At 66.2% G+C, this 23,269-nt stretch carries 20 protein-coding genes; 6 read left to right on the forward strand and 14 right to left on the reverse strand.

Annotation, left to right across the window (positions count from 1 at the left end; genetic code table 11):
* Nucleotides 1–36: 36 nt before the first annotated feature.
* Nucleotides 37–1,587: a multiple monosaccharide ABC transporter ATP-binding protein gene (mmsA, locus tag QX073_RS21505; protein WP_315750337.1), complete on the forward strand. Its 1,551-nt coding sequence runs from the start codon at nt 37–39 to the stop codon at nt 1,585–1,587.
* A 21-nt stretch (nt 1,588–1,608) separates the two neighbouring features.
* Complete coding sequence (gene mmsB / locus QX073_RS21510) at nt 1,609–2,799, forward strand: multiple monosaccharide ABC transporter permease (RefSeq protein ID WP_315750338.1); 1,191 nt, start codon at nt 1,609–1,611, stop codon at nt 2,797–2,799.
* A gap of 185 nt (nt 2,800–2,984) precedes the next feature.
* Here the strand turns inward: mmsB and QX073_RS21515 are convergent, their stop codons facing one another.
* The 4 genes from QX073_RS21515 to QX073_RS21530 form a co-directional block, all read right to left on the reverse strand.
* On the reverse strand, nt 2,985–4,604 hold the full coding sequence (locus tag QX073_RS21515) for a rhodanese-like domain-containing protein (protein WP_316226325.1): 1,620 nt from the start codon (nt 4,602–4,604) through the stop codon (nt 2,985–2,987).
* Nucleotides 4,605–4,795: 191 nt separating this feature from the next.
* Nucleotides 4,796–4,960, reverse strand: coding sequence for a hypothetical protein (locus tag QX073_RS21520; protein ID WP_316226326.1), 165 nt, complete (start codon nt 4,958–4,960; stop codon nt 4,796–4,798).
* Between the two features lie 92 nt (nt 4,961–5,052).
* Entirely contained in the window at nt 5,053–5,571 is a 519-nt protein-coding gene (locus tag QX073_RS21525) for a hypothetical protein (protein ID WP_315750449.1), read from the reverse strand.
* A 276-nt stretch (nt 5,572–5,847) separates the two neighbouring features.
* On the reverse strand, nt 5,848–6,252 hold the full coding sequence (locus QX073_RS21530) for a nuclear transport factor 2 family protein (RefSeq protein ID WP_315718215.1): 405 nt from the start codon (nt 6,250–6,252) through the stop codon (nt 5,848–5,850).
* Nucleotides 6,253–6,388: 136 nt separating this feature from the next.
* Here QX073_RS21530 and QX073_RS21535 point away from each other — a divergent pair, with 136 nt between their 5' ends.
* Nucleotides 6,389–8,005, forward strand: coding sequence for a flavin monoamine oxidase family protein (locus tag QX073_RS21535; RefSeq protein WP_316226327.1), 1,617 nt, complete (start codon nt 6,389–6,391; stop codon nt 8,003–8,005).
* Nucleotides 8,006–8,228: 223 nt separating this feature from the next.
* Here QX073_RS21535 and QX073_RS21540 read toward each other — a convergent pair whose 3' ends face one another.
* Nucleotides 8,229–9,971, reverse strand: a complete 1,743-nt coding sequence (locus QX073_RS21540) for a hypothetical protein (protein WP_316226328.1) — start codon at nt 9,969–9,971, stop codon at nt 8,229–8,231.
* 582 nt (nt 9,972–10,553) lie between these two features.
* On the opposite strand from QX073_RS21540, the gene QX073_RS21545 reads away from it, so the two are divergent.
* A complete protein-coding gene (locus QX073_RS21545) occupies nt 10,554–11,711 on the forward strand; it encodes a PcfJ domain-containing protein (protein ID WP_316226329.1) in 1,158 nt (385 codons plus the stop codon).
* Nucleotides 11,712–11,752: 41 nt separating this feature from the next.
* Here QX073_RS21545 and QX073_RS21550 read toward each other — a convergent pair whose 3' ends face one another.
* Nucleotides 11,753–13,033, reverse strand: coding sequence for a gallate dioxygenase (locus QX073_RS21550; RefSeq protein WP_316226330.1), 1,281 nt, complete (start codon nt 13,031–13,033; stop codon nt 11,753–11,755).
* A 134-nt stretch (nt 13,034–13,167) separates the two neighbouring features.
* Between QX073_RS21550 and QX073_RS21555 the strand changes: the two genes are divergently transcribed.
* Nucleotides 13,168–14,088, forward strand: a complete 921-nt coding sequence (locus tag QX073_RS21555) for a LysR family transcriptional regulator (RefSeq protein ID WP_315750345.1) — start codon at nt 13,168–13,170, stop codon at nt 14,086–14,088.
* Between the two features lie 19 nt (nt 14,089–14,107).
* Here QX073_RS21555 and QX073_RS21560 read toward each other — a convergent pair whose 3' ends face one another.
* From QX073_RS21560 to QX073_RS21575, 4 genes are all read right to left on the reverse strand, one after another.
* The gene (locus QX073_RS21560) at nt 14,108–14,479 is read right to left on the reverse strand and encodes a signal transduction histidine kinase (RefSeq protein WP_315750346.1); all 372 of its coding nucleotides are present in this window, start codon (nt 14,477–14,479) and stop codon (nt 14,108–14,110) included.
* Nucleotides 14,470–15,276, reverse strand: a complete 807-nt coding sequence (locus QX073_RS21565; protein WP_316226331.1) for a sensor histidine kinase — start codon at nt 15,274–15,276, stop codon at nt 14,470–14,472. The genes QX073_RS21560 and QX073_RS21565 overlap by 10 nt, the downstream gene beginning before the upstream one ends.
* A gap of 73 nt (nt 15,277–15,349) precedes the next feature.
* The gene (locus tag QX073_RS21570; RefSeq protein ID WP_316226332.1) at nt 15,350–15,748 is read right to left on the reverse strand and encodes a hypothetical protein; all 399 of its coding nucleotides are present in this window, start codon (nt 15,746–15,748) and stop codon (nt 15,350–15,352) included.
* A gap of 269 nt (nt 15,749–16,017) precedes the next feature.
* Nucleotides 16,018–16,326 (reverse strand): hypothetical protein, encoded by a 309-nt coding sequence (locus QX073_RS21575; protein ID WP_316226394.1) that lies wholly within the window; start codon nt 16,324–16,326, stop codon nt 16,018–16,020.
* A gap of 267 nt (nt 16,327–16,593) precedes the next feature.
* Here QX073_RS21575 and QX073_RS21580 point away from each other — a divergent pair, with 267 nt between their 5' ends.
* Nucleotides 16,594–17,313 carry a class I SAM-dependent methyltransferase gene (locus QX073_RS21580; RefSeq protein WP_315718225.1) on the forward strand — a complete coding sequence of 240 codons (720 nt, stop codon included), beginning with the start codon at nt 16,594–16,596 and terminating at the stop codon, nt 17,311–17,313.
* 39 nt (nt 17,314–17,352) lie between these two features.
* On the opposite strand, the gene QX073_RS21585 is transcribed toward QX073_RS21580, so the two are convergent.
* From QX073_RS21585 to QX073_RS21600, 4 genes are all read right to left on the reverse strand, one after another.
* Nucleotides 17,353–17,832: a VOC family protein gene (locus QX073_RS21585; protein ID WP_315718226.1), complete on the reverse strand. Its 480-nt coding sequence runs from the start codon at nt 17,830–17,832 to the stop codon at nt 17,353–17,355.
* Between the two features lie 321 nt (nt 17,833–18,153).
* On the reverse strand, nt 18,154–19,308 hold the full coding sequence (locus QX073_RS21590; RefSeq protein WP_316171582.1) for a DUF4340 domain-containing protein: 1,155 nt from the start codon (nt 19,306–19,308) through the stop codon (nt 18,154–18,156).
* Entirely contained in the window at nt 19,305–22,229 is a 2,925-nt protein-coding gene (locus QX073_RS21595; protein ID WP_316226333.1) for a Gldg family protein, read from the reverse strand. Before QX073_RS21595 ends, QX073_RS21590 begins: the two co-directional genes overlap by 4 nt.
* Entirely contained in the window at nt 22,222–23,175 is a 954-nt protein-coding gene (locus QX073_RS21600; RefSeq protein WP_316226334.1) for an ABC transporter ATP-binding protein, read from the reverse strand. Before QX073_RS21600 ends, QX073_RS21595 begins: the two co-directional genes overlap by 8 nt.
* Nucleotides 23,176–23,269: the final 94 nt, after the last annotated feature.

Below are 23,269 nucleotides of genomic sequence, written 5' to 3' on the forward strand. Positions count from 1 at the left end.
GTTTAGGGCGGCTCAAGTGTTGCGGGAAACAGGGCGATGACGGCAATCCTCGAGATGCGCGGCGTCAGCAAGAGCTTCGTGGGCGTGCAGGCGCTCCGCGACGTCAGCTTCACGGTCGAGGCGGGCGAGATCCACGCCCTGGTCGGCGAGAATGGCGCCGGCAAGTCGACCTTGATGAAGGTGCTGAGCGGCGTCTATCCCTATGGCCGCTATGAGGGCCAGATCATCTTCGAGGGCGAGGAGCGGCGCTTCCGCGACATCAACGATTCCGAGGCGCTCGGCATCATCATCATCCACCAGGAGCTCGCGCTGATCCCGCTGATGTCGATCGCCGAGAACATCTTCCTGTCGCATGCGCCGCAGCGCTTCGGCGTCATCGATCGCGACGAGGTCTACCGGCGCACCCAGCAACTGCTGGCCCAGGTCGGCCTGAAGGAATCGCCGGATACGCTGATCACCGATCTCGGCGTCGGCAAGCAGCAATTGGTCGAGATCGCCAAGGCGCTGTCCAAGCGCGTCAAGCTCTTGATCCTCGACGAGCCGACCGCGAGCCTGAACGAGGCCGACAGCCAGGCGCTGCTCGACCGCCTCGTCACCTTCCGCGAGCAGGGCATCTCCTCGATCCTGATCACGCACAAGCTGAACGAGGTCGCCCGCGTCGCCGATCGCATCACGGTGCTGCGCGACGGCCGCAGCGTCGACAGCATCGACTGTCGCGCCGAGCCGGTCCTGGAGGACCGCATCATCAAGAGCATGGTCAATCGCGACATGGCGCACCGCTTCCCCGAGCGGCAGCCCAAGATCGGCGAGCCCGTGTTCACGGTCGAGAACTGGTCGGTCTACCACCCGCAGCATTCCGACCGCCAAGTGATCAAGAACGTCAACTTCCAGGTGCGCCGCGGCGAGATCGTCGGCATCGCCGGCCTGATGGGCGCGGGGCGCACCGAATTCGCCATGAGCCTGTTCGGCCGCTCCTGGGGCGTCAACATCACGGGCCGCGCCCGCCTCGAAGGCCATGACGTCAATCTCAACAGCGTACCGGCGGCCATCGATGCCGGCCTCGCCTATGTCACCGAGGACCGCAAGCAGCTCGGCCTGATCCTGGCCGACGACGTGCGCAAGAACATCACCCTGGCGAGCCTATCCCAGGTCGCGCCGAACGGCGTGATCGACGACATCGCCGAGCTCAAGGCGGCGTCCGGCTACCGCGGCCGGATGCGCATCCGCTGCTCCGACGTCTATCAGGAGGCCGGCCAGCTCTCCGGCGGCAACCAGCAGAAGGTCGTGCTGTCGAAATGGCTGATGACCGATCCCAAGGTCTTGATCCTTGACGAGCCGACGCGGGGCATCGACGTTGGCGCAAAGTATGAGATTTACTGTATCATCCAGGAGCTCGCGGATGCCGGCCGGGGTGTTGTCGTGATCTCATCGGAGATGCCGGAGCTGCTCGGAATCTGCGACCGCATCTGCGTGATGAATGACGGCGCCTTCGTCGGCGAGTTTGCCGGGCCGGAGGCGACGCAGGAAAAGATCATGCGCGCCATCATGCGTAACGAAACCATCAAGAACCAGGAGACGGCCGCGTAAGCGGTCGGGAGGACGCCAGCAATGACCGACAAGACGGTTTCGCTCCCGGAGGAGAAGTCGCATAGCGGCTTCCTGAAGAACAATCTGCGCAGCTACGGCATGCTGCTGTCGCTGTTCGTGATCATGCTGTTCTTCCAGTTCATGACCGACGGCACCCTGCTGCAGCCGCTCAACCTCACCAACCTGGTGCTGCAGAACAGCTATATCGTCATCATGGCGCTGGGCATGCTGCTGGTGATCGTGACCGGGCACATCGATTTGTCGGTCGGCTCGGTCGCGGGCTTCGTCGGCGCGGTCGCCGCCGTGCTGATGGTGCGCTATCACGTCGACTTCCCGCTCGCGATCATCGCCTGCCTGATCGTCGGCGCCGCGATCGGAGCCGCGCAGGGCTATTGGGTGGCCTATTTCGGCATTCCCTCCTTCATCGTCACCTTGGCCGGCATGCTCGTGTTCAAGGGTCTGGCGCTGGCGCTGCTGCAGGGGCAGTCGGTCGGGCCGTTCCCGGGCACGTTCCAGAAGCTGTCGTCCGGCTTCATCCCTGAGTTCATGCCGAGCGCGGCGCACCTTTATCCCACGTCGCTCGCGATCGGCGCGGTGCTGACGCTCATTCTGGTCTATGCCAGCGTCAAGGGCCGCGCGCGCGAAGTGGAGCACGGCATCGAGGTCGAGCCGTTCGGCTTCTTCGCCGCCAAGAACGTCGTGCTGGCCGGCGCATTGATGTATTTTACCTACCTGATCGCCTCGCATCGCGGCCTGCCCAACGTGCTGGTCATCATGACCGCGCTGATCGCGCTGTACGGCTTCATGACGCGCCGCACGGTGATCGGCCGGCAGATCTATGCGGTCGGCGGCAACGCCAAGGCGGCCAAGCTGTCGGGTATCAAGACCGAGCGGCTGGTGTTCATGACCTTCGTCAACATGGGCGTGCTGGCCGCGCTGGCCGGCCTGATCTTCGCCGCCCGGCTCAACACCGCGACGCCGAAGGCCGGCCTCGGCTTCGAGCTCGACGTCATCGCGGCGTGCTTCATCGGCGGCGCCTCGGCCTATGGCGGCGTCGGAAGGGTCGGCGGCGCTGTCATCGGCGCCATGATCATGGGCGTGATGAACAACGGCATGTCCATCCTCGGCATCGGCATCGACTATCAGCAGGTCATCAAGGGCCTGGTGCTGCTCGGTGCCGTCTGCATCGACGTCTACAACCAGCGCCGCTGAGCGCTATACGCCGCACATTCTCTGACAGGGCGTCTTAGCCGGGGCTCTTCGGCATCCGCCGTCGTCATTCCGGGGCGCGCGTCGCGCGAGCCCGGAATCCATCTGTCCTCATGCCCCCCGGTGAAATGGATTCCGGGCTCGCCCTGCGGGCGCCCCGGAATGACGAGGTCGAGTCCGTCGCCGACCTACACCACGTGGAAATTCGACACGCTGTCGTTGGCGAGCTGGGCGACGAGCTGCAGCTCCCAGTCGATATAGGCCTGCATCGCTTCCGCGGCGTTGTCGGTGCCCTCATAGGGACGCTTGTAGACGTCGTCGGCAGGCGAGATCCATGAGGACCGATCGCTCTCCAGCACATGGCCGGCAGCCGTCCAGGCGCGCGTACCGCCGGTGAGCGCGCGGAGCTCACGCGTCGTTGCGGCACGTGCATCCGCAAGCGCAAAGGCCGCCTCGGCGCCGTCGTCACTTGTCAGCACGATCGGACCATCGCCTGGCAGCTTGACGAGATCCGATGAAAAGCGCGACGCCAGCACGAAATGTGCGCCCGGAATGTGTCCGGCCTTGTAGCTCGGACTGCGCGTGAGATCGACGATGGTCCACGCCGCCGCATCGGCCGCGAGTTGCTCGGCGCTGATTGCCGCGTCGCCAAGCTGCGGCAGCGGCGGTCGGCGTGCGGCGCGGATTTCGGTTTCGGTCGTTCCAACGACATCCGGTCCCACGACCGCCACGTCCCAGCCCATCTGCTTCAGCCATGACGCCGTCATGCGCGCGCGCACGCCGTCATCGTCGAACAGCACCAGGCGGGCGCCGCGCACGCCGACCCACTCGTCGGTCGCCTGCACCAACTGGCCGCCCGGCGCCGACGCGAAGCCAGCCGGATGGCCGGCGGCATAGTCCTCGGGCGTGCGAACGTCGAGGCAATACAGCGTGCGCGTCCCAGCCTCGGCCTGATAGCGGGCGAAGGTCGCGGCATCGAGCACGCCGACGCCGACGTGCTCGGCCCAGGCCTTGGCATCCGCCAGCGCGGTCGCGTAGCTCGCCCCTGGCCGCTCCAGCATGCGCGCGGTCCTGCCGCGCTCGACCTGATGGCCGGCAAGGGTCCAGCCGATGGTGCCGTTGCGCAACGCATAGATCTTGTTCGGCAGCCCGGCATTGATCAGCGACTGCGTGCCGATGATCGAGCGCGTGCGTCCGGCGCAGTTGACGATGATCGTGGTGTCGGGCGACGGCGCGATCTCGCGTGCCCGAAACGCCAGTTCGCCGCCGGGGACGCTGACCCCGCGCGGAATGCTCATGGTGCGGTATTCCTCGAAGCGGCGGGCATCGAGCACGACCAGATTCGCTTCGCGCTCGATCAGCGCCTTGGCTTCGTCGGCCGACAGCGACGGCGTGTGCCGGATGGCCTCGACCAGTTCGCCGAACGCCTTGCTCGGCACATTGACGTCGCGGAACACCTCGCCATGCCGCGCATAGCCCGACAGCCCGCCAGCGAGCATCGCGACGTCGGTGTAGCCCAGTGCATGAATGCGCGGCACCGCGCGGGCGGCATAGCCTTCGCCGTCATCATAAACGACGACGGGTACATTCAGACGTGGCACGAGATCGAGGATGCGCAGTTCGATCTGCGACAGCGGCAGCGACACCGCGAAGAACGGGTGCGACAGCGAATAGGGCCCTTCCTCGCGGACGTCGAGCAGCGCCACCTCCTCGCCGGCGCGCCAGCGCCGCCGCAGCTCGGTCGGGGTCGTCTGGCGCGGCTGATCGGATGCATTTCGGGGCAGGTGAGAGGGCGTCGGCGATGTCATTCGGGAGTCCGCAGGTGAGGTCCGCCGCGGTCCCCGGCATCGTTCATGCGTCCGTGGAGCAGACCTGCGGCATGGACCCACAATCACGGTGCGCGGCCCGGGGCCGGGGCGCATGGAATCGCCCTTGTGTGGCGGCAGGACGACCGTTTGTCCAGCCCGCCGCCCCCGATTGCGCTCGGCGGCAGCGCCGGTCAGACGTGCGGCCCAAGCATGGCGATGTAGAACAAGTCCTCGCTCGAGAGCTCGGCGGACCGCGGCGGAAGAACGGCCGCGTTTCGTCCGGTCGTCCTCTGCTCCGCCATGCGCTCGGAACGGAAGGTGCCGAGCCAGCCTCCAAACCACGAGACGTAGCGCATGAGAACCTCCGCAACTGCTGTGGCCACTCGACTATCACGCGGCAGAATTGCGCGGACAAGGTCCGGTCATGCTGTCGCGCGACTTTGGCAAATCATGCTCGCTGCAACGCGTCGTCGGCAAATTCCTTTCCCGCCGCGTCCCGCTCGCACGCATCGGTTTCTCCACCGGATGCGTCAACGTCGCCATTCCGGCCCATCAGGTCGTCATGCCAATGGGTACGGAACGCCATCCAAGAGGCGTGATCCTGAAAGGCGACCTCGGCGAACCACTCGACCGTGACAGCGCCGCTCGGCCAATAGCGTTCCTGGTCATGCCAGCACACCACCGGCCAGCGCGGATTGCGATAGGAGCGGCCGGTCTCGTCATGCAGCGACGGACGGCCGAGGTGATCGATCAGCCACGCCATCACCTCGGGCAGGAACGTCGCGGCAAACGACACGCCGTGGCGGCCGAGCCGTTGCGGCATCCGCATGACGCGCTGATCGATGATGGCGAACGCCGGCGGCACGGCACCGACGTTGAACTGCCGAATCATCAGCAAGCGGAAGCCGCAGTCGCAGAGCTCGGCGGGAACGGCATGAATCGCGGTCGGCTGTAGCGGAGCCGTGATGTTCATCCCAGTGCTCCCCGCGCCTGGCCGAGCGTGAGATCGATGGCGTGCTGCAACGCTGTGCGCGTCAGCACATCGCTGCGTTTTAGATAGGCGGTCAGAACGCGTGCCATCCCTGTCTCCCGTCGGCATCTGCACATTGCTGGTCGCAGCCGTCGCAGATCGCCTTGCGTGGAGACGGACATCCGGTCCGAATCCGACGCGACGAAAATCAACAATCTCCGACATTGCTGCCGGTCAGGGAGGACACATCAAGTTTCGTGCCAGATGCGGCGGTCAGTGGAGGCGATGGCCGTCGGCGTCGTCTTCCGGCGTTGCGAGCTGCGCGATCGGGCTGGATTGGTGGTGGATCATCCGCCAGGCGCCGTCGATGCGCGCGAAGTGATTGGCCGCGGCGAGCGCCGCGCCGTCCACCAGCTCGATGCAGAGCACGTGACCATGATCGCCGTCGACGATCGCGTGCGGATCCGCGCAGACGATGTTCGGCCGACCCGGGTTGGCGAGGATGTCGCGCCAGCTGCCGATCACGGCGGCGCGGCCGACGATCGCCGGCCAGCCGGGATGAATGCAGGAGATGCCGTCGCGATCGGCCCAGAGGGCGACGAGCGCCGCGAAATCACCGTCCGTGAAGGCGGCATAGAAGGCCGCATTGGCGGCCAGGATCTCGCGGTCATCGCTCATCGTGATGGCGTGAGCCAAGCCGGTGCGAAAATCAAGCAATGTTTGGAAACGCACATCCGCGCGCCTGCGAAAACTTGCAAGCTTTTTGCAGGACGCGGTCGAGACGCGATCGCAACGCATCAGCCGAGGTCCTGCCATGCTCGAAACGGCCATTGTCGGAGGTGGATTGTGCGGAATGGCACTCGCGCGCAGCCTGCAGCAGCGCCGCAGCACGTTCGCTTTGTTCGAAGCCCGACATCGCCTGGGCGGACGGGTGCTGTCGGCCAGGAGCAAGGCGGGGCTTGCGCTTGACCTCGGCCCGACCTGGTTCTGGCCGGACACCCAGCCGCTGCTCGCCGGCCTGGTCGCGGAGCTCGGCCTGTCCGACTTTGCCCAGCACGCTGACGGCACGGTCCTTCATCTGGAAGAGGCGGACAAGCCGGCCGAGCAGATCAGCGGGCCGCCGGTCCACCAGGGCGCGCGTCGGCTCTCCGGCGGCATGACGAAATTGATCGAGGCGCTGGCGCGCGATCTGCCGCAGCCCTTCATCCATCTCGGCCATGAGCTGATGCGTATCGTCGATTGCGGCACGCATGTGCGGCTGATCTTCGCCACAGCAACGGAATCGGTCGCGATCGAGGCCAGGCGCGCCGTGCTCGCGCTGCCGCCGCGGCTGCTGATCGACCACGTCGGCTTCTTTCCCGCGTTGGACGACGCGACCTTCGAGGCGATGCGTGGCGCCGAGACCTGGATGGCGGCGCAGGCCAAGGTCGTGATCGCCTACGACCAGGCGCATTGGCGCGACCAGGGCCGGTCCGGCAATGCGTTCGTCAGTCACGAGCAGGCCGTGATCGGCGAGATCTTCGACGCCTGCGATGCCGGCGGCGACCGTGCTGCGCTCGGCGGCTTCCTCGCCTTCTCGCCCGATCTGCGCGCGACCTTCAGTGTCGGGCTGCCGCTGCTGATGGACAGCCAGATGGTGCAGCTGTTCGGCTCCGCGCTGGAAGGCGGCGAGCAGCACTATCAGGACTGGGCGGCCGAGCGCTTCACCTGCAGCGCATTGGATCGCACCACGCCGCGCGGCGAGCACAGCGAGATCGCCAATCCGATGCTGCGGCGGGCGCTGTGGGAGGGGCGGTTGCATCTCGGTGGCGCCGAAACCGCAAGCCACGCGGCCGGCTATCTCGAAGGTGCCCTGAACGCCGCCAGCCGCATCGAGCGTGCGATGGCCCGGCGCATGGGCGAGACCGCCGGGCCGCGCCCGGCCGCGGCGATCGGCGACGGGATGTCGGGCAACGCAGCGAGTCTCGCCTGGTTCGGCGCCTGGGTCGCCGCGCAGCGTGATGCCGCGTTCGACGATTATCGGCAGCGGCTCAACCGCGGCCTCGCCGCGCAGCAGCGCGAGCAGCTGACCCAGCTCGCTCTTCTCGGGGCCACCGAGCAGGTGTTCGCTGCGGCGCTGCAGGTGCTGGACGCACTGACCTTCGACATGCGCGACGTCGCCGTCGAACGCGGTCGCTCCGCCCTGATGCCCGAGATCCAGAAGCCGTTTCGCGATGTCATGCAGTCGCTGCTCGACGATGCCATAGCGTTCAACCGCACCTCCTGCGCGCTGTCGAACTTTCCGTTCGAGCACAAGCCGTCGAAGGATTATCTGCAGACGATCCTGCGCGACATCGCCGCCGCCTGGCAGGAGTTCTCGCTCGCCGCGAACCGTCTGCTGCTGGCGAAGGCGGAAGCGGCGATGCGCCCGCCGACGAGAGTGTCGTCGTGAGTCGGACGGCATCGAGGTGCAAACCATGAAGCTGCAGATCGAACGCCCCACCATCGAGACGATGGCGGCGGCCTTTCCGCACCTCGCTCCGCTCATGGAGCAGTTGCGCTTCGGCGACAAGGTCGAGGTCAACCTCGCGCAGCTCGCGGGCGCCGAGCTCGACCTCCTGCGCGACAGCTACCGTGGAGCGGTGACCGATGTCCGGCGCGCGCCGTCGGCTATATCAGCCCCAGATGTGGTGCAGTGCGTGGTGGTGATGATCGACGACGGTCGAAGAATGCGCCGCTGCCGTGGTGTGGGTGGAGGTCGAGTTGTGGGCGGCGGCCGTCGTGTTGTTGTGGTGATGGTGCGAAGAGCCTTGAGTGGTCGTCTTGGTGGTCGTCGATGTCGTATTGCCGGTGGCGTTGGTCGCGGTCGTCGTCCCGGCCTTGGTCGTGGTTCCGCCGCTCGATGTCGCGGCCGTGGACGTGCTGGTACCGCCGGTGCCGTTTGCGATGTTCGGCGTGGCCGTGACCTTCGTCGTCCCCTGGGCGAGGCCGGCGACCGATGTCGCCTTGGAGACCGTCGTTGCCGATCCGACATAGGTCGCCCCGCCGATCGCGATGTTGTTGCCGCTGACGTCGTTCGCGTCGGCGACGAAGCCCTCACCGGCAGCCGTCAGCATCGCGAGGTCCGAAGTGAGCGCCGCGCCGGTATCCCCGTTCAGGATGCCCTGCAGTCCTTTGATGGCGGTGGCGGAGTCCGCCTGCAGCGTGCCATTGTTGAGCTCGTTGTCGAAACGGCCCTGGAACACGGCGCCCTGGGCGGCATCGAAGCTGGCGCCGAAATTGTTGTAGTTCTCGATCTGCGTGATCAGCGCCTGGCTGGCCGTACCGCTGCCGTTCACGATCGCCATCAGTTGCGCGTTGATCGTGTTCGCCTCGGCGACGAAGGTGGCCCAGAAATTGGTTTGCGCCTGATTGTCTTGGAACCGCGTGACCGTGCCGGTGAGGCCGCCCGGATCCTCGGCGAAGCCGCCGGTGTGGCCCGGATTGCCGTTACCGCCGGCCGCGACGTTCAAAGCGGCGTCGTTCTGGACGATGTCGATGATGTCGAGCAGATTGTCCGCCGTGCCGCGCAGCGCGGTGGTGTTTCCGGTCGCGGCGGCGGCATCGTATTTCTCGAGCTGCAGCGTGACCTGATTCAGCACGGTCTGGAGATGAAGCGTCGTGGCGGCTGCCGCGTTGGTGGTTTCTCCGGCTTCGATCTGCGCGAGCATGGTCGCGTTGGCGAGGATGGCCGTGAGGCCCGATTGCACGGCCGTCAGGTCGTTGGTCACTTGGGTCAGATTGGTCGCGTTGATGCCGCCGGAGATGACGCTCACTGCGGCATTGAAGACCTCGCCGACCACCTTCAGGCTGGTGCCCGCCGTCGCGGCCGCGAGCGTGATCGGATCGTCTGCGCCTGCCGGCAGGTTCTGGAACGCAACGTCGGTCGCGCCGGTATTGGCGGTGAAGGTGACGTTGTTGAGTGCCGCCGACAGATGCGCGTCGTTGTTGATCTCCGACAGGATCTCGGTCTGCAACGCGTGGATGGTCTGCGACGCGGTCGACAATGTCGTCGCATTCGTGGTCTGCGCGGCCGCGGTCAGCAGCGTGCCGAGCTGGGTCTGGACGTTGGTCAGCGCGGCGATGTCTGTGGAGTTCAGCGCAAACGTCTCGCCACCGATCGTCACGTCGTTCGGGTTGGCCAGGATGGCCGCGATATCGTTCTGCACCGCATGGATGTCAGTGGTGTAGTTCGACAGGAAGGTGTTCGAATTGCCGCTGCCTTGACTGCCGGAATAGAGGCCGAGCGAGATGCGAACGGCGTCGTCGAAGACGACGCCGGCTTGAACCAGATCGGTCGACAGATTGAGCGCACTCGCTCGCGTGAGCAGGTTGGACGTGCCGTTGGCGAGCGCAGTCGCATTGAAGTTGGTGGCCATTCGATCGTCTCCTCGCACTTTACTGCTGTCGCGGCATGACAATCCTGGTCGGCAATGCATCTGCGTTCGCCTGTATCGCTTCGATGCAGGTCGTCGGGATGGTGCATGTCGTGACGTGAGGAGCTTTGTAGTTACACAATCGGGCCGTCGGCCGCTGCAAAGTCGTCATCGAACGGGCAGCGGGCCGGCTTTCCAGTCTGTTTGTTTCTGTCTGGCGGAGGAGAAATATTCGTTGGGCGCGTGCGACGTTCTGCCGCATGCCTGATTGGGCGCTGCATCCTGCTCGTCGGTGAACAGAATCATTTGCAACTAACAGCGCCGCGCTTCGTGATGATGCGCGGCTGAAAGAATATAGCGTTGGCGTGCCCCGCCGCCGATGCCTCGTGACATGCCTGCGCTGAGGAGCGGCGCGCGACGGCTTGCAATATCTGCAGTTCGGATGTATGAGCGTCGCCCGTTTCAATACCCAAAGCGTTCAACGCGAGAGGCCATCAGCCATGTCAAGTCCACTGTGCGCGACACGATCCGTGCCGACGCCCGCAGTGCGTTCGGCTGACAGTCACTCCATCATGTTGAACGACCATGGCACAGTCATTGATGGTGCGCCGGCGGGAGGCCGAGCGCGCGCGGGTTGAAGCCTATCAGCTGACGCTGCGCCGCGCGGTGCGGCCGACGCGTTCGCCGCCGGATCTGCACAATGCGATCCGCGAGGCGCGGCGCGGCTTCGAGGCTGACATCATTCGCGATCCAGAAGGCTGGAAGCCCCAGTTGAAGACGCGCGACGCCGCGCGGCTGCGGCTGGCGGCTGCGCGTCATCTGTTCGGCCGCTATTCGGTGGCCCAGCACCTGGAGCTGATCTGGATCGATGACGGCGGGCTCGGCCGCGACGAGACGATCCTGCGCAAGCGCTGGTACATCGCGGCCGCCGGCGGCGGCTCGCTGTACAAGGCAGGCGCCTCGGCTTGGCTGTCGCGCAAGGAGGTTCACGCCTTCCTCCATCCGCTCGGGCAGGTCGGCTTCGACGAGGCGATCTGGCAGGCGATCGCGCGGTCCTACACGAGCGATCCGGCGATCGTGTTGCGGATCGCCCGGTCCAGGATTGCGCGGACGCCGCGTGGCGAGATCGCGTTCTGGCGCGAGGCGGCGCAGTTCTTCTGCGCACATCCGACGACGGGCGAGGAGATCGACGATCTCTGCGACTACATCGCGCATCGTCGCCGGCGCGAGCGCCAGTTCAGCCTTAAGGGCCGCTCGCTGGCCGCGCTGCGCCGGCTGATGAACGCATGGCATCGTGATCTCGCGGTGATCGCGCGCATCGAGGCGGCGCGCCGGCGGGCCGAGATCGCCCGTGGCCGCATGGCGGCACGGACCGCGGAGCCAGCGCATTGGCCGGGGGCCGCGCTGACGGACTGGTCATGGAGCCCGTCGAAGGGCTCGGCCACGCGCGACGCGTATGTCATCATGCAGTTGCGGACCGCCGAGGATCTCGTCGCGGAGTCCAGGGCGATGCATCACTGTGTCGCGAGCTACGCGGACAAGTGCATTGCCGGCCACGCCTCGATCTGGTCGCTGCGCTATCGTCACGCCGGCAAGACGCAGCGGCTGCTGACGATCGAGCTCAACCCGCGGCACCGCGCGGTTCAGATCCGCGGCTTCGCCAACCGCGTCGCTCACGCGGACGAGCGCAAGGTCCTGGAGCGCTGGGCCAAGGCGCGCGGGATCGAGCTGCCGCAGACATGAGCTGCGTCGCCCTGCCGGGCGATGCAGCTCGTACGTCGGTATCAATGTCCGTCGATCGCGGCCGCCTTGGCGCCGCCGGCGACGGAGTAGCGCATCGGGACCTTGCGGGTCTTCAGAAAGGCTTCCAGCGTCTCGCCGCGGAAGGCTGCGTAGACCTCCGGGTTGGAGACGCCGATCACCGCCGCCATCTTCTCCAGCACGAAGAAGCTGACCCCCCGCCTGATCATCTCGATCCAGCGCCGGTTGCGGATCAGGTCGCGCTCCTCGTCCGTGAGACCGTGCTCGTCCGCCAGCACGTCGAATTCCGCAACGAATCTCGCGCGATGCGCGGGGATCACGAGCCGGTGCAGGAAGTCATTAATGCGGAAATTGGCCTGGCTGCGGCCATGGGTGAACGGATAGGTGCCAGCCAGCGTCTCGGCGCCGGCGAGCTCATGTCCGATATGCGCGCGATAGGCCGCGATCTCCCGCGGGTCGGGCGCGCCGCCGAGATCGTCGAACACGAGGGTAGCGATGTTGGTCACCGACGGTGCGTAGGTCTGCCTGTGCACGAGCTTCACGTTCTCGGACAGCGCGCCGCGCATGATCAGCCACATGATCACCTCGGCGCCTTCCATGCCGCCCTTGATCGCATAGTCGGCGATCCGCATCGCAGTGAGCCGCTCCGGGTCCTTTTCCAGCAGATCGAGGAATTCGTTGTCCCAGTCCTCGTTGAGAAAGCCGGCGCGCTCGCCGTGAACCTGGTGCGACAGCCCGCCGGTGGCGAAGATCGCCACTTTCAGGTCTTCCGGATAGCTCTCGATCGCCTTGCGCAGGGTCTTGCCGAGCTTCCACATCCGCTTCGCATTGGGAATCGGCAGCTGCAGCACGCCGACCTGCAGCGGCACCACCATGCCCGGCCACGCGCCGCTGGCATCGCCCATCATCGACAGCGGCGACAGCAGGCCGTGATCGACCGGCTTGCCCTGGAAGAACGACATGTCGAACTCGTCCGCCATCATCGCCATCGCGATGTGCTGCGACAGGCCGAGATGGCCCTTCGCCGGCGGCACGTTGCGCGGTCCGCCGCCTTCGTCGGCGGCGACATAGCGGTCGTCAATGCCGAGCGCGAAGGCGGAGTAGTGATCGAAGAAGAACGAGGTGATGTGATCATTGTAGATCATGAACAGGACGTCGATGTCCTTCTGCTTCACCCAGTCGCGCACGACCGCGAAGCCGTCGAAGATCGGCTTCCAGGCCGGGTCGTTCTGCTTGTTGGTGTCGCGTGCGAAGCCGATGGTGGGCGAGTGCGATGCGCCGATGCCGCCGATGATCCGGGCCATGTGTCCCTCCGCGAATGGGCCGCCGCTGACTGTCACTCGCGGCCGCGCCGGGACGGACCATACGAAGTTTCCCCTGCTAGACAATCATGCTAACGTGCACGGATCGTTTCTCTCGATGAACGAGCGGCTCTCGGATGAAATGGCGGATCGAGGACATTCCTGTTTTCCATGCGGTGGTGGCGACCGGCGGCATGACCGGCGCCTCGCGGTCCCTGGGCATGCCGAAATCCTCGGTCAGCAAATCGGTCGCCCGGCTTGAGCAGGATCTCGGCATCCGGCTGTTCGACCGCAACTCGCGGCGCGTCCGGGTGACCCGCGAGGGCGAGCTGTTCTTCCAGCAATGTCAGAAGATCCTGGATCAGGTCTCGGAGGCCGACGCGGTCATGACCGGGCTGGTCGGCGTGCCCAGCGGCCGGCTCTCGGTGGCGCTGCCGCCGGCGTTCTGCGAGGAGATCCTGGCGCCGCAGCTCGCCGAATTCCACCGCCGCTATCCGCGCATCGAGCTCGATGTCGAGGCAACCACGCGCGCGATCGACATGCTGGCCGACCGCTTCGACATCGCGGTCGTGGTCGGCGTGCAGGAGAATTCCGAGCTGGCGCAGAAGGTGCTGATCGGCGGCCGCCTGATCTGGGTGACCAGCCCCGCCTATCTCGCCGCGCACGACATCGGCGAGGACGTCCGCGCGCTGGAGCGCCATCTCATGATCTGCGAGCGGCGCTATGGCGATCGCACCCTGATGATCAAGCAGCACGGCCATCTCGTCCGCTTCGACGTCGGTGCGCATGTCGCCCGCATCAACAATCCGCTGGCGGTGCGCCGGGCCGTCGCCCACGGCGCCGGCATTTCCTTTCTGCCGGAGCACTATTGCGTCGAGTTGCTCGGCGAGGGCCGGCTGGTCGAGATCGGCAGGGGGGTCGCGTTCGACACCCGCGCCGCCCAGCTGACCGCGATCTTTCCGAGCCGCAAGCTGATCTCCTCGCGCGCCCGCGCCTTCCTCGACTTCCTCGAGGAGATCTGCGCCGCGTCCGCGCACACCCTGATCGGTCAGACCTGAGGTGCGCCGTCCGCCTGTCTCACGCAAGCCGATGGAATGACGGCGGCAATGGCTCTCGCACCAGCTCGCTCAGATTGAGCGTTTCACCGCTGTCGGCGATATCCGAGAACAGCACCTCGATGAAGGGATGCTGCCGGTTGGATGCGGCGCCGCGCCGATATTTCCTGCTCACGATCCGCTCGATCGCAGCAAGGTTCAATTGTCCCAGCGCATTGTATTGGACACGAAACAGGCTCTGCCGGCCGCCCGTGTGCTCGATCGACTCGGCCCAGATGTCCATCACCTTGCGGCTGACGAAGGCCTCGACGCCGACGGCGCCATCTTGGGCGAGCAGGCGCAATCCGTCCATCGTATGCGGCTGCTCATCGACGCGAAATTGGCTCAGCGACATCGGAGATCCCTTTCTGTTGCGTGCATCGGCGGTCTCACGGGAGAGTCGAGAATGGCGATCGGCGCGTCGAACGTGTAGGAGAGCCCTGACGGCGCATAGGTCAACTGAACCTCGCCGCCGAGCTGCACGCCGAGCGTTTCGATCAGCCGGGTTCCGAAGCTTCGGCTGGCGGGCTGTTGAACGACCGGGCCGTGTCTTTCGGTCCAGGCGAAGCGGACCCGGCGTTGGTCGACGGTCCAAAGCAGATCGACGCGTCCTTCTGGCACGGACAGCGCGCCGAACTTCAGGGCGTTCGTGCATAGCTCGTTGAGCGTCATCGCGAGGGCGATGACGGCATCCGGCGTCACCAGCACGTCGGGTCCGGTGATCGCAAAGCGTGAGTCGTCGGGCGTGTCGAACGCCTGGACGGACGCACGGATCACCGTGCGGAGGTCGCCGCTGGAAAATTTCGCTTGCAGGAGGAGATCGTGTGCCCGTCCGAGGGCCAGGAGCCGCCCGGAGATGGCATGCTGTGCATCCTTGGTCGCCGGCACGTTGCGGAGGCTCTGGGAGACGATGGCGGTGACGGTCGCGAGCGTATTCTTGATGCGATGGTGCAGCTCCTCGAGAATGAGCTTTTGCAGCCTGCTCGCCGTCTCGCGTTCTCTCGCCTCGATTTCGGCCTGCTCGGACCGGGTCTTGGCATTGCTCTCGGCCTCGGAAAGCAGGCGCTTCAGCCCGATGATTTCCGTCAGCAGAAAGTCGGGGTCCACGACCGTGCCGTGAGGAGGCTCTGTGGTGAGGTTGATCTCGAGCATTGGCTGACATGTCCTTGCACCGGATGCCGCCCTCGGCGGGCACGATGGTACGCAGGAGCAGGCCGCCCCAGCGTCACTTCGTTCGCGAACGGACACTTCCGTTGAAATGCCCGAGTATCTCGGCGGCGTTTGCGAGGATGGTCGCCTTCCTGATCGCGGCAGCGCGCTCGCCGCCTTGCTGCATCAGGCCCGCCGTCTCCAGCGCATTCTCCGCCCTGGTGGCGAGCGTCGCGTGCAGCGATGACCGCTCTCGCTTGGCCGGCTCGGACGGCTTGTCGGGGTGACCTGGCGCAAGCGCCCCGCTGCGAACGGCGGCCACCGGATCAGAATCGCGGCGACGATCGGCAGCCCAAAGAATGGCGGCGCCAGGAGCGGTCGCACCAATTACGCGCGCACTGGACGTGGTGGTGTTCGAAGAGGTGTTCGAAGTTTTCGACATGCTGTCCGCCTTCTGGTCGCGGCGGGAGCGCATGGCTCTCAGTCACCGATGGCAGCCGGGGGACGCGCGGTGATCATCAACATATGGTGTGTGCGCGCGCAATAGCGAGGTCCAGCCGAAATTATTTGCCGTGAGGATCTGGTCGCCGCCATCGCCTGAAGCGAGAGCGAGTCTGGCCCTGCGGCTCATCCGACGTTCGTAGCATCGTTGCATCGACATGCGAACGTCGGACGCTTGGCTCATTTGTAGATCATGTGCAGTCCTGATCACGATGCCTTGGCACGAGTCAGACGTCGGACGTGTTATCGGCCGATTCCGACGCTCACGCCGGGCGCGTGGATGCCGATGCCGCCACGATCTTCATAGTCACGTCCTTCATAGCCACGCCGCTCGTGCCGGCCATAGCCGTAGGCGCCGCGGTCTTCGCGGATGATGACACGGCGTTCGCGGCCTTGGCGCCAGCAGCGGCCGTTCTCGTTGCAGACCATGCGAACCTGCTGGATGCTGCTCTCCGGGAGGATCGATATTCCGGCCGTGAGCGGGGCAGCGGCGGCGGCTGCAGCCATCAATGTGCTCGCGGCGGCTGCGAGCGTGATCGTAAGAATCTTCATGGTCATGACATGACTCCGGGTGCGGGGATTGCGTCATGGAACCAATCTGCTGGCCATCCCATGGTTCCCCGGCGGTGGCATTTGTTTTGGCGTCGAACGGCTGCCTGTGCGGCGCTGTGGCGACATCGGACAGGACGCTGTTGGTCTCGAGCGGCACACGGACGGGCATGCCCGTCAGGTAACGACCCGCGCCGCTGATGACTTGGGCGAGGAAGCAGTTTAAGAAGCGCGGCTCTTGAATCCGCAGGGTCGGGCGAGGAGGCCGCGATGAATTTGCGCGAGCAGTGGGAAGCAGAGGCCGGCCGGTGGCTCGCCTGGGCGAGAGCGCCGGGTCACGACAGCTTCTGGCGCCACCATCGCGAGCAATTCAGCCGCTTGCTGCCGCCGCCCGGTGCGCTCACGCTCGACATCGGCTGCGGCGAGGGCAGGCTGTCGCGACATCTCGCCTCCGAAGGGCACAGAGTGGTCGGCGTCGATGCATCGCCGTCGTTGATCGCCGCGGCCCGGGCGGCCGATCCCACGATCGGCGTCGTGCGTGCGGACGCGGCCGCGCTGCCGCTGGCCGATGCATGCGCGGATCTCGCGATCGCCTTCATGTCGCTGCAGGACGTTGACGCGATGCCGGCCGCGGTGCGCGAGCTTGCGCGGGTTCTCAGGCGCGGCGGCCGCTTCTGCATGGCGATCGTCCACCCGCTCAACTCGGCCGGGCGGTTCGCGAGCCTGGCATCGGATGCGCCCTTCGTCATCCAGGGCAGCTATCTGGACTCCTACACCTTCAGCGACGCAATCGAGCGCGACGGGCTCAGCATGACCTTCCACAGCGCGCATCGCCCGCTGCAGAGCTATTTCGAAGCGCTGGAAGCGGAGGGATTCCTGATCGAGGCGCTGCGCGAGCCGTCCATTCCCGAAGCGATTATCACCCGCGACAGCAGCCGGCGCTGGCTGCGCGTGCCGCTATTCCTGCATCTGCGGTGCCTGCGCCCGTGACGCCGGAGCGCGGCGATGCTGCGCTCCGGCTGGCGAGGGTCATCCCCGCCGCGCTGCCTCGATGGCGGCGACGTCGATCTTCTTCATCGTCATCATCGCGGCAAACACGCGCTTGGCCTCGGCTCCGCCGGCTGCCATCGCGTCGGTGAGCGCGCGCGGCGTGATCTGCCAGGAGATGCCCCATTTGTCCTTGCACCAGCCGCATTGGCTTTCCTGGCCGCCATTGCCGACAATGGCACTCCAATAGCGGTCCGTCTCCGCTTGATCGTCGGTGGCGATCTGGAACGAGAAGGATTCGTTGTGGGTGAACGCAGGTCCGCCATTGAGGCCGAGACAGGGGATGCCACACACCGTGAATTGCACCGTCAGCACGTCGCCGGCCTTGCCGGAAGGGTAGTCACCCGGCGCGCGATGGACCGCCGTCACTTCGCTGTCCGGAAACAGTTCGGCGTAGAAGCGCGCGGCGGCCTCTGCGTCCTTGTCGAACCACAGACAGATCGTGTTCTTGTGCTTTGCCATGGCAGACGTCCCTTCCTTCCAAGTGCAGGCCGCGTCGTTCGTTCACCGGGCGGTCCATTGGTTACGCTCGAGCCGGGTCGTTGCGATCCGGCTGATCCAAGGACGTTCGTGCATCGCCGGTGCCGACACGACCGGCCGCCGAGCGAGAAAAAAATCTCATCCCCCACGACTGACGATCATCGGTGGCACAGCCAAGGATTGAGGCGCTTGGCTGATCATACCTTTCCTCAGCGGCTGATCGGGGCCGAGCGACAATAGGCTACCCGGCGCGGGATCCGGCTCCAGTCTCGCGGCGAAGCCGGATACGCGCGTCGTGAGGACCTAGCCTCCGGGCGACTTTGGCGGCTCGGCGCCGCCGTGAGAGGCCTGATCGGCGCCATGGGATGACGTCGGAGCAGCCTGCAGTGCTGCAGCCGCCGGCGCCTGATCTGCCTTGGCGCCTGCCGTCTCGGCCTTTGCGGCGTTGTCGTCCGGGCTCTTCGCGCCCGAAACCTTGTCTTCCGAGCTCTTGTCGTTCGAGTTCTTGTTGCCCGAGCTGTTGGCGTTCGGCGCCTTGTCCGGTTTCGGCGGCTCGATCAATGCCGCGCGCGTGGCCAGCACGATCGGCGCAGCGGTGTCGGCGCTCACGTGGAAGAGATAGTCCTCCGCCGAACGCGTGAACAGATAGCCGCCACCGGCGTCCTTCTTGTAGCGATAGATGAGCTGGCTTCCATCGGTCCGCTTCAGCGTGACGGTGATGTCGGGCGCGTCGGTCTGGGTCAGCGCCGCCTTGCCCTTGCCGCGTACGCCATCGAAGAGAGGATGCGCCATCGCGCTGACCAGGGCATCGATCTTGTCGGGCCGCGGCTTCTCGTCCTTGCCGAGCCCCGCCAGCGTGAACTTGCCGTCCTTGCCATCGATGGTGACGTCACCGACGCTCACGCTGGCGATCTTGTCGCGCGGCGTGTCCAGCATGTCGTGCTGCATCCAGGCGCTGGGCTCCGCGCCGATGTCGTAGGTCGCCAGCTCGACGGCGTAGACCGGAGAGGCATCGCCGGCCCGGACATGCACCTGGCGATAGGCCGGCGAGGTCCCGACCAGCAACTCGCCGACCCGGCTGCCGCCGCTCGTCAGCACCACGCGGCGCTCATGAACCTTTTCGGTGACCTTGAAGCGCTCGGCCGCGGCATCGGTCTTCGCGATCGGCCAGCCCTTCTTCAGGCCGGCGATGCGGTCGAGCAGGCCATTGACCTTGGTCGTGTCGGCGGGAAAGTCCGACAACGCAGGGATCACCCATTTGCCGTCCTTCCGCGCGAGCGTGACGGTGTGGCCGGCGTCGTCGTCGATCGCGACCTGATCGACCTTGGCCGGCGCGAACGCGACCAGCGGCTCCTTGGCGTCGAACGCGGCATGATCGGAGCGGTTGACCGCGAAGGTGAGAGCCAGCGCGAGCTGGCCACCCAGCAGCGCGGTGAGCAGGATGGGAAGCCCTTTCATGTCCGCGCCTCCGCTATGCCGAGCATGTTGAGATATCTCCGTTGGGCGCCGAGCCGCAGCACGCGGCGCACGATGTAGACGAGGGCGAGCCCTGCGAGCGCGAGCGCATAGTTCAGGTATTCCCAGAACATCTGGCCGCCGCTCTGCATCGGGGCGAGCGTGCGCGAGAACTGGCCGCCGCGGCTGCGCAGCGCCAGCAACCCGCGGTCCTCGAGCGACCAGTCGACCAGGTTCTGGGCGAAGTCGAGCGGTGCCAGATACTGCGTGCGGTCGACGCTGGAGGCGAGCTGCAGCACGTCGTCCGACAGGAACGTGCCCGAGCCGATCACGATCAGCCGCGCGCTTTCGGGCGAGCGGGAGATCACGCCGGTGATGCTGGGCTTGGCGTCCGCAGCCGCCGCCTTCGCCGCGTCATCGGGCTTTGCATCGGGTTTGGGCGGAGCCGCGTCCTTGGCGAGAGGCGATGGCTTGCCGGCGAAGAACGACGTGAACTCGCCCTCCATCATGGCCCCGAGCAGCTGGCGCCCCTGCTTCTCGGCAGGAGGGAATCCGGTGTCGGGATGCGCCTTGAAGTCCGGCACGACGTTGGTCGTCTTGGCGGTCCAGGAATGCGGCGAACTCTGGATCAGATCGACGATCTTCCGCTTCTTGCCGACCTTGTCGGCGTCGATCGTCAGCGGCGAGGCCCAGGACAGCGTCAGCTGCTGGGTGCCGGCCGAGGGCGCCGCGCCCTGCGCCAGCCCGTCGCTGCGGATGTCGGCGAAGAACGGGTAGTCCATCAGCCGGATCTGCCGCACCTTGATGCCACCGCCGACGTCGCGCTCGGTCGGGATCGGGAATGAGGCGTTCTGGCGGTCGAGCACCATGCTGTCGCCGACCTTCACGCCCTGGAACGCCAGCCAGTCCTCGAGGCCCGAGGGCGTCTTGGCCACATCGAGATTGCCGCGCAGCGACGGCTGGTAGGGCGAGGTGGCGACGATCACGGTGCCCCCCTTCATCAGGAACTGATCGACGGCGAACAGCTGCTTCTGATCGAGCTGCTGCGGCGAGGCGACGAACAGGATGTCGGCGCGCTCGGGGACGCGGCCGTCCTTCAACTGGGTGGCGTCGACGAGCGTGTTCTCCTGCAGCTTCTGCTGCAGCAGATCGAACGACGGCCCGCCGCCGCCGGGGATGCCGAGCTGCGGCATCGGCTGCTGCGCCGGGGGCGTGTACAGCGCGACGGTCCGCAGCGCGCCGGGCGTGAAGCGCTTCAGCTCGGCGTCGATGTTGCGCTTCAAGCCGTCCTTGTCGAGCTGCTCCGGGAGCTGGATCTGCTCGGTCTTGTCGCCGCTCTTCAGGATCAAATGGAACCAGAAGCGTTTCGGGTTGAGCAGGCCGACCGAGAGCGGCTCGAGGCCGTAATCGTCCTGCAGGGTCTTGGCGATCTGGCCGCCATCCGCGTCGGGATCGACGATCTTCGCGTCGAGCTTGCCCGGCGTCTTGCTCTGGTCGTCCTTGATCAGCTCCTGCAGCGCGGTCTTCAGCTTGGCGAGCGGCTCGGGCAGGTTCTTGGCAGAGATATAGGCCTCCAGCGTCACCGGGTGCGGCAGGCCGGCCAGCACGTCGCCGGAGCCGCGATAGCCGTTCAGCACCTTCTTGATCGCGCGGGTGATCGTGTATTCGGGATTGCGCAGATTGACGTCGAGCTCGCTGTCGCCGTCACCGCGCTCCTTGACCTCGATGAGGTCGCGGAAGCCGAGCGTCGTATATTCATCGCCATATTTGACGAGGATGTTGAAGTAGGAATTGGTCACCGACGCCTGATACTTGCTCGACGTCTGGAACGGCACCGGCTGGATGCCGTACTGCTTGTTGGCTTCCGCCTCGAGCGCGGCGTTCTGCATCGGATCGACGAACTCGACCCGGACCTTGCCTTGTCCTGCGATCTCGTACTCCTTCAGCAGATCGCGCAGCCGCGGCACCAGCGGCGCCAGCAGCGGGTGGGTCTGGGCGCTGAAATAGCCGCGGATCAGCAGCGGCTCCTGCAGCTGGCCGAGATAGCTCCGGGTTTCGTCCGAGATCGAATAGATGTGTCCGGCGGTGAGATCGGCCCGCGCGGCGGGGAGCTGGCCGAGCCACAGGTTGACGGCGACGAGATTGGCCACCGTGAGCGCGGCCACCATGCGCCAGCGCCGGTGCTGCGGCGCGCGGCCCTGCGACGACCAGCGCAGGCTCTCCAGCACATAGAGGTTGAGCACCAGGAACACGCCGAAGATGCTGAGATAGTAATAGAGATCGCGCAGGTCGATGACGCCGCGGGCGATCGACTCGAAGCGCGAGCCGGCCCCGAGCTGGCGCAACAGCTCGCCGCCTTCGTTGCCGGTGAGCGAGGTCAGCGTGTTGGAGCCGAGCAGGTAGAACGCGCCGCAGATCAGGGTGGAGACGATCAGGCTGATCACCTGGTTGTCGGAGCGGGCGCTGACGAACAGGCCGATCGAGATGTAGGCGGAGGCGAGGGCCAGCGCGGCGAGATAGCCGCCGGCCACCGGTCCCCAGTCGAGCCGGCCGATCATGGACACCGTGATCGGGAGCGGCAGTGTCAGCGCCAGCGCGATCGCGACCAAAGCGAGGCAGGCGAGGAACTTGCCGAGCACCAGCTGCAGCGGCGCGACCGGCGAGGTCAGCAGGAACTCCAGCGTGCCGGCGCGCCGTTCCTCGCTCCACATTCGCATTGTGACGGCCGACACGATGAAGATCATCAGCACCGGCATCCATTCGAACAGCGGCCGGACGTCGGCGATGTTGCGGGCGAAGAAGCGGTCGACCCAGAAGAACAGGAACAGGGTGACGGCGAGGAACGCGGCCATGAAGATGAAGGCCGCAGGCGAGGCGAAGAAGACGGCCAGCTCCTTGCGAGCGATACGAAGAACGTTATGCATGCAGGGCCTCCGGGGTCGGCGCGCCGGCGCCGGTGATGTCGGCAAACAGGGTTTCGAGATCGCGCTGTTCGGGATGCAGGGCGAACAGATCCAGCTTGTTGTCGGTGATGACGCGGGCGACGGCCGGCGCCACGGCGCTGGCCGCGTGGCCGTTGAGATTGAGCGCATAGGCATGGCCGGGCTCGGCGGCCGTCAGCCGCTCCACGCTGGTCACGAGGCCGAGCCCCGTGACCAGCCGCTCGACCAGTTCTGGCGGCCCGCTGGTGACGAGACGCAACCGGCCAGGGCCGCCGAGATCGCTCATCCGGGTGTCGAGCGCCAGCCGGCCGCGGTTGATCACCAGCACGCGCTCGCACACGGCGCGCACCTCCTGCAGGATGTGGGTCGACAGGATCACCGTGGCGGTCTTCGCGAGATCCCTGATCAGTCCGCGCATCTGGGCGATCTGCGACGGATCGAGGCCGTTGGTCGGCTCGTCGAGGATCACGATCTTCGGCTTGTGCAGGATCGCCTGCGCGACGCCGGTCCGCTGCCGGTAGCCGCGCGACAGGCTCGCGATCGGCGCGGTGGCTTTTTCCCCAAGGCCGGTGGCGGCGATGGCGTCGCGCAGCGCCTGCGCCCGGGCGCCCGGCGGGATTCCTCTCAGCTCCGCGGCGTAGTCGAGGAATTCGACCACCGTCATCTCCGGATACAGCGGGCAATTCTCCGGGAGGTAGCCGATCAGCGCCTGCGCCTGACGGCGCTGCGTGCCGATGTCATGGCCATGAATGGTCGCCGTGCCGGCGGTCGGCTCGAGATAGCCCGTCAGCATTTTCATGATGGTGGTCTTGCCGGCGCCGTTGTGCCCGAGCAGGCCGACGATCTCGCCGTCGCCGACCTCAAAGGAGACGTCGTCGACGGCGGTGAATGACCCGTATTGGCGGGTCAGGTGTTCGGCAGAGATCATGCGGGGCGTCGCTCCTGAGTTGGCCGTCGCAGCGCCGGGTCCTGATCGACATGCAGCATCGATCACCGGCGGCACGAGCGTCGGATGCAGCTGA

Origin of the sequence: Bradyrhizobium sp. SZCCHNS3052 (assembly GCF_032484495.1) — a bacterium.
Lineage (GTDB): Bacteria > Pseudomonadota > Alphaproteobacteria > Rhizobiales > Xanthobacteraceae > Bradyrhizobium.

Bases quoted from the DNA above. Each gene is read 5' to 3' on its own strand.
- mmsA (WP_315750337.1), top strand. From the start codon at position 37: ATGACGGCAATCCTCGAGATGCGCGGCGTCAGCAAGAGCTTCGTGGGC.
- mmsB (WP_315750338.1), top strand. From the start codon at position 1,609: ATGACCGACAAGACGGTTTCGCTCCCGGAGGAGAAGTCGCATAGCGGC.
- QX073_RS21515 (WP_316226325.1), bottom strand. From the start codon at position 4,604: ATGACATCGCCGACGCCCTCTCACCTGCCCCGAAATGCATCCGATCAG.
- QX073_RS21520 (WP_316226326.1), bottom strand. From the start codon at position 4,960: ATGCGCTACGTCTCGTGGTTTGGAGGCTGGCTCGGCACCTTCCGTTCC.
- QX073_RS21530 (WP_315718215.1), bottom strand. From the start codon at position 6,252: ATGAGCGATGACCGCGAGATCCTGGCCGCCAATGCGGCCTTCTATGCC.
- QX073_RS21535 (WP_316226327.1), top strand. From the start codon at position 6,389: ATGCTCGAAACGGCCATTGTCGGAGGTGGATTGTGCGGAATGGCACTC.
- QX073_RS21540 (WP_316226328.1), bottom strand. From the start codon at position 9,971: ATGGCCACCAACTTCAATGCGACTGCGCTCGCCAACGGCACGTCCAAC.
- QX073_RS21545 (WP_316226329.1), top strand. From the start codon at position 10,554: ATGGCACAGTCATTGATGGTGCGCCGGCGGGAGGCCGAGCGCGCGCGG.
- QX073_RS21550 (WP_316226330.1), bottom strand. From the start codon at position 13,033: ATGGCCCGGATCATCGGCGGCATCGGCGCATCGCACTCGCCCACCATC.
- QX073_RS21555 (WP_315750345.1), top strand. From the start codon at position 13,168: ATGAAATGGCGGATCGAGGACATTCCTGTTTTCCATGCGGTGGTGGCG.
- QX073_RS21560 (WP_315750346.1), bottom strand. From the start codon at position 14,479: ATGTCGCTGAGCCAATTTCGCGTCGATGAGCAGCCGCATACGATGGAC.
- QX073_RS21565 (WP_316226331.1), bottom strand. From the start codon at position 15,276: ATGCTCGAGATCAACCTCACCACAGAGCCTCCTCACGGCACGGTCGTG.
- QX073_RS21570 (WP_316226332.1), bottom strand. From the start codon at position 15,748: ATGCGCTCCCGCCGCGACCAGAAGGCGGACAGCATGTCGAAAACTTCG.
- QX073_RS21575 (WP_316226394.1), bottom strand. From the start codon at position 16,326: ATGAAGATTCTTACGATCACGCTCGCAGCCGCCGCGAGCACATTGATG.
- QX073_RS21580 (WP_315718225.1), top strand. From the start codon at position 16,594: ATGAATTTGCGCGAGCAGTGGGAAGCAGAGGCCGGCCGGTGGCTCGCC.
- QX073_RS21585 (WP_315718226.1), bottom strand. From the start codon at position 17,832: ATGGCAAAGCACAAGAACACGATCTGTCTGTGGTTCGACAAGGACGCA.
- QX073_RS21590 (WP_316171582.1), bottom strand. From the start codon at position 19,308: ATGAAAGGGCTTCCCATCCTGCTCACCGCGCTGCTGGGTGGCCAGCTC.
- QX073_RS21595 (WP_316226333.1), bottom strand. From the start codon at position 22,229: ATGCATAACGTTCTTCGTATCGCTCGCAAGGAGCTGGCCGTCTTCTTC.
- QX073_RS21600 (WP_316226334.1), bottom strand. From the start codon at position 23,175: ATGATCTCTGCCGAACACCTGACCCGCCAATACGGGTCATTCACCGCC.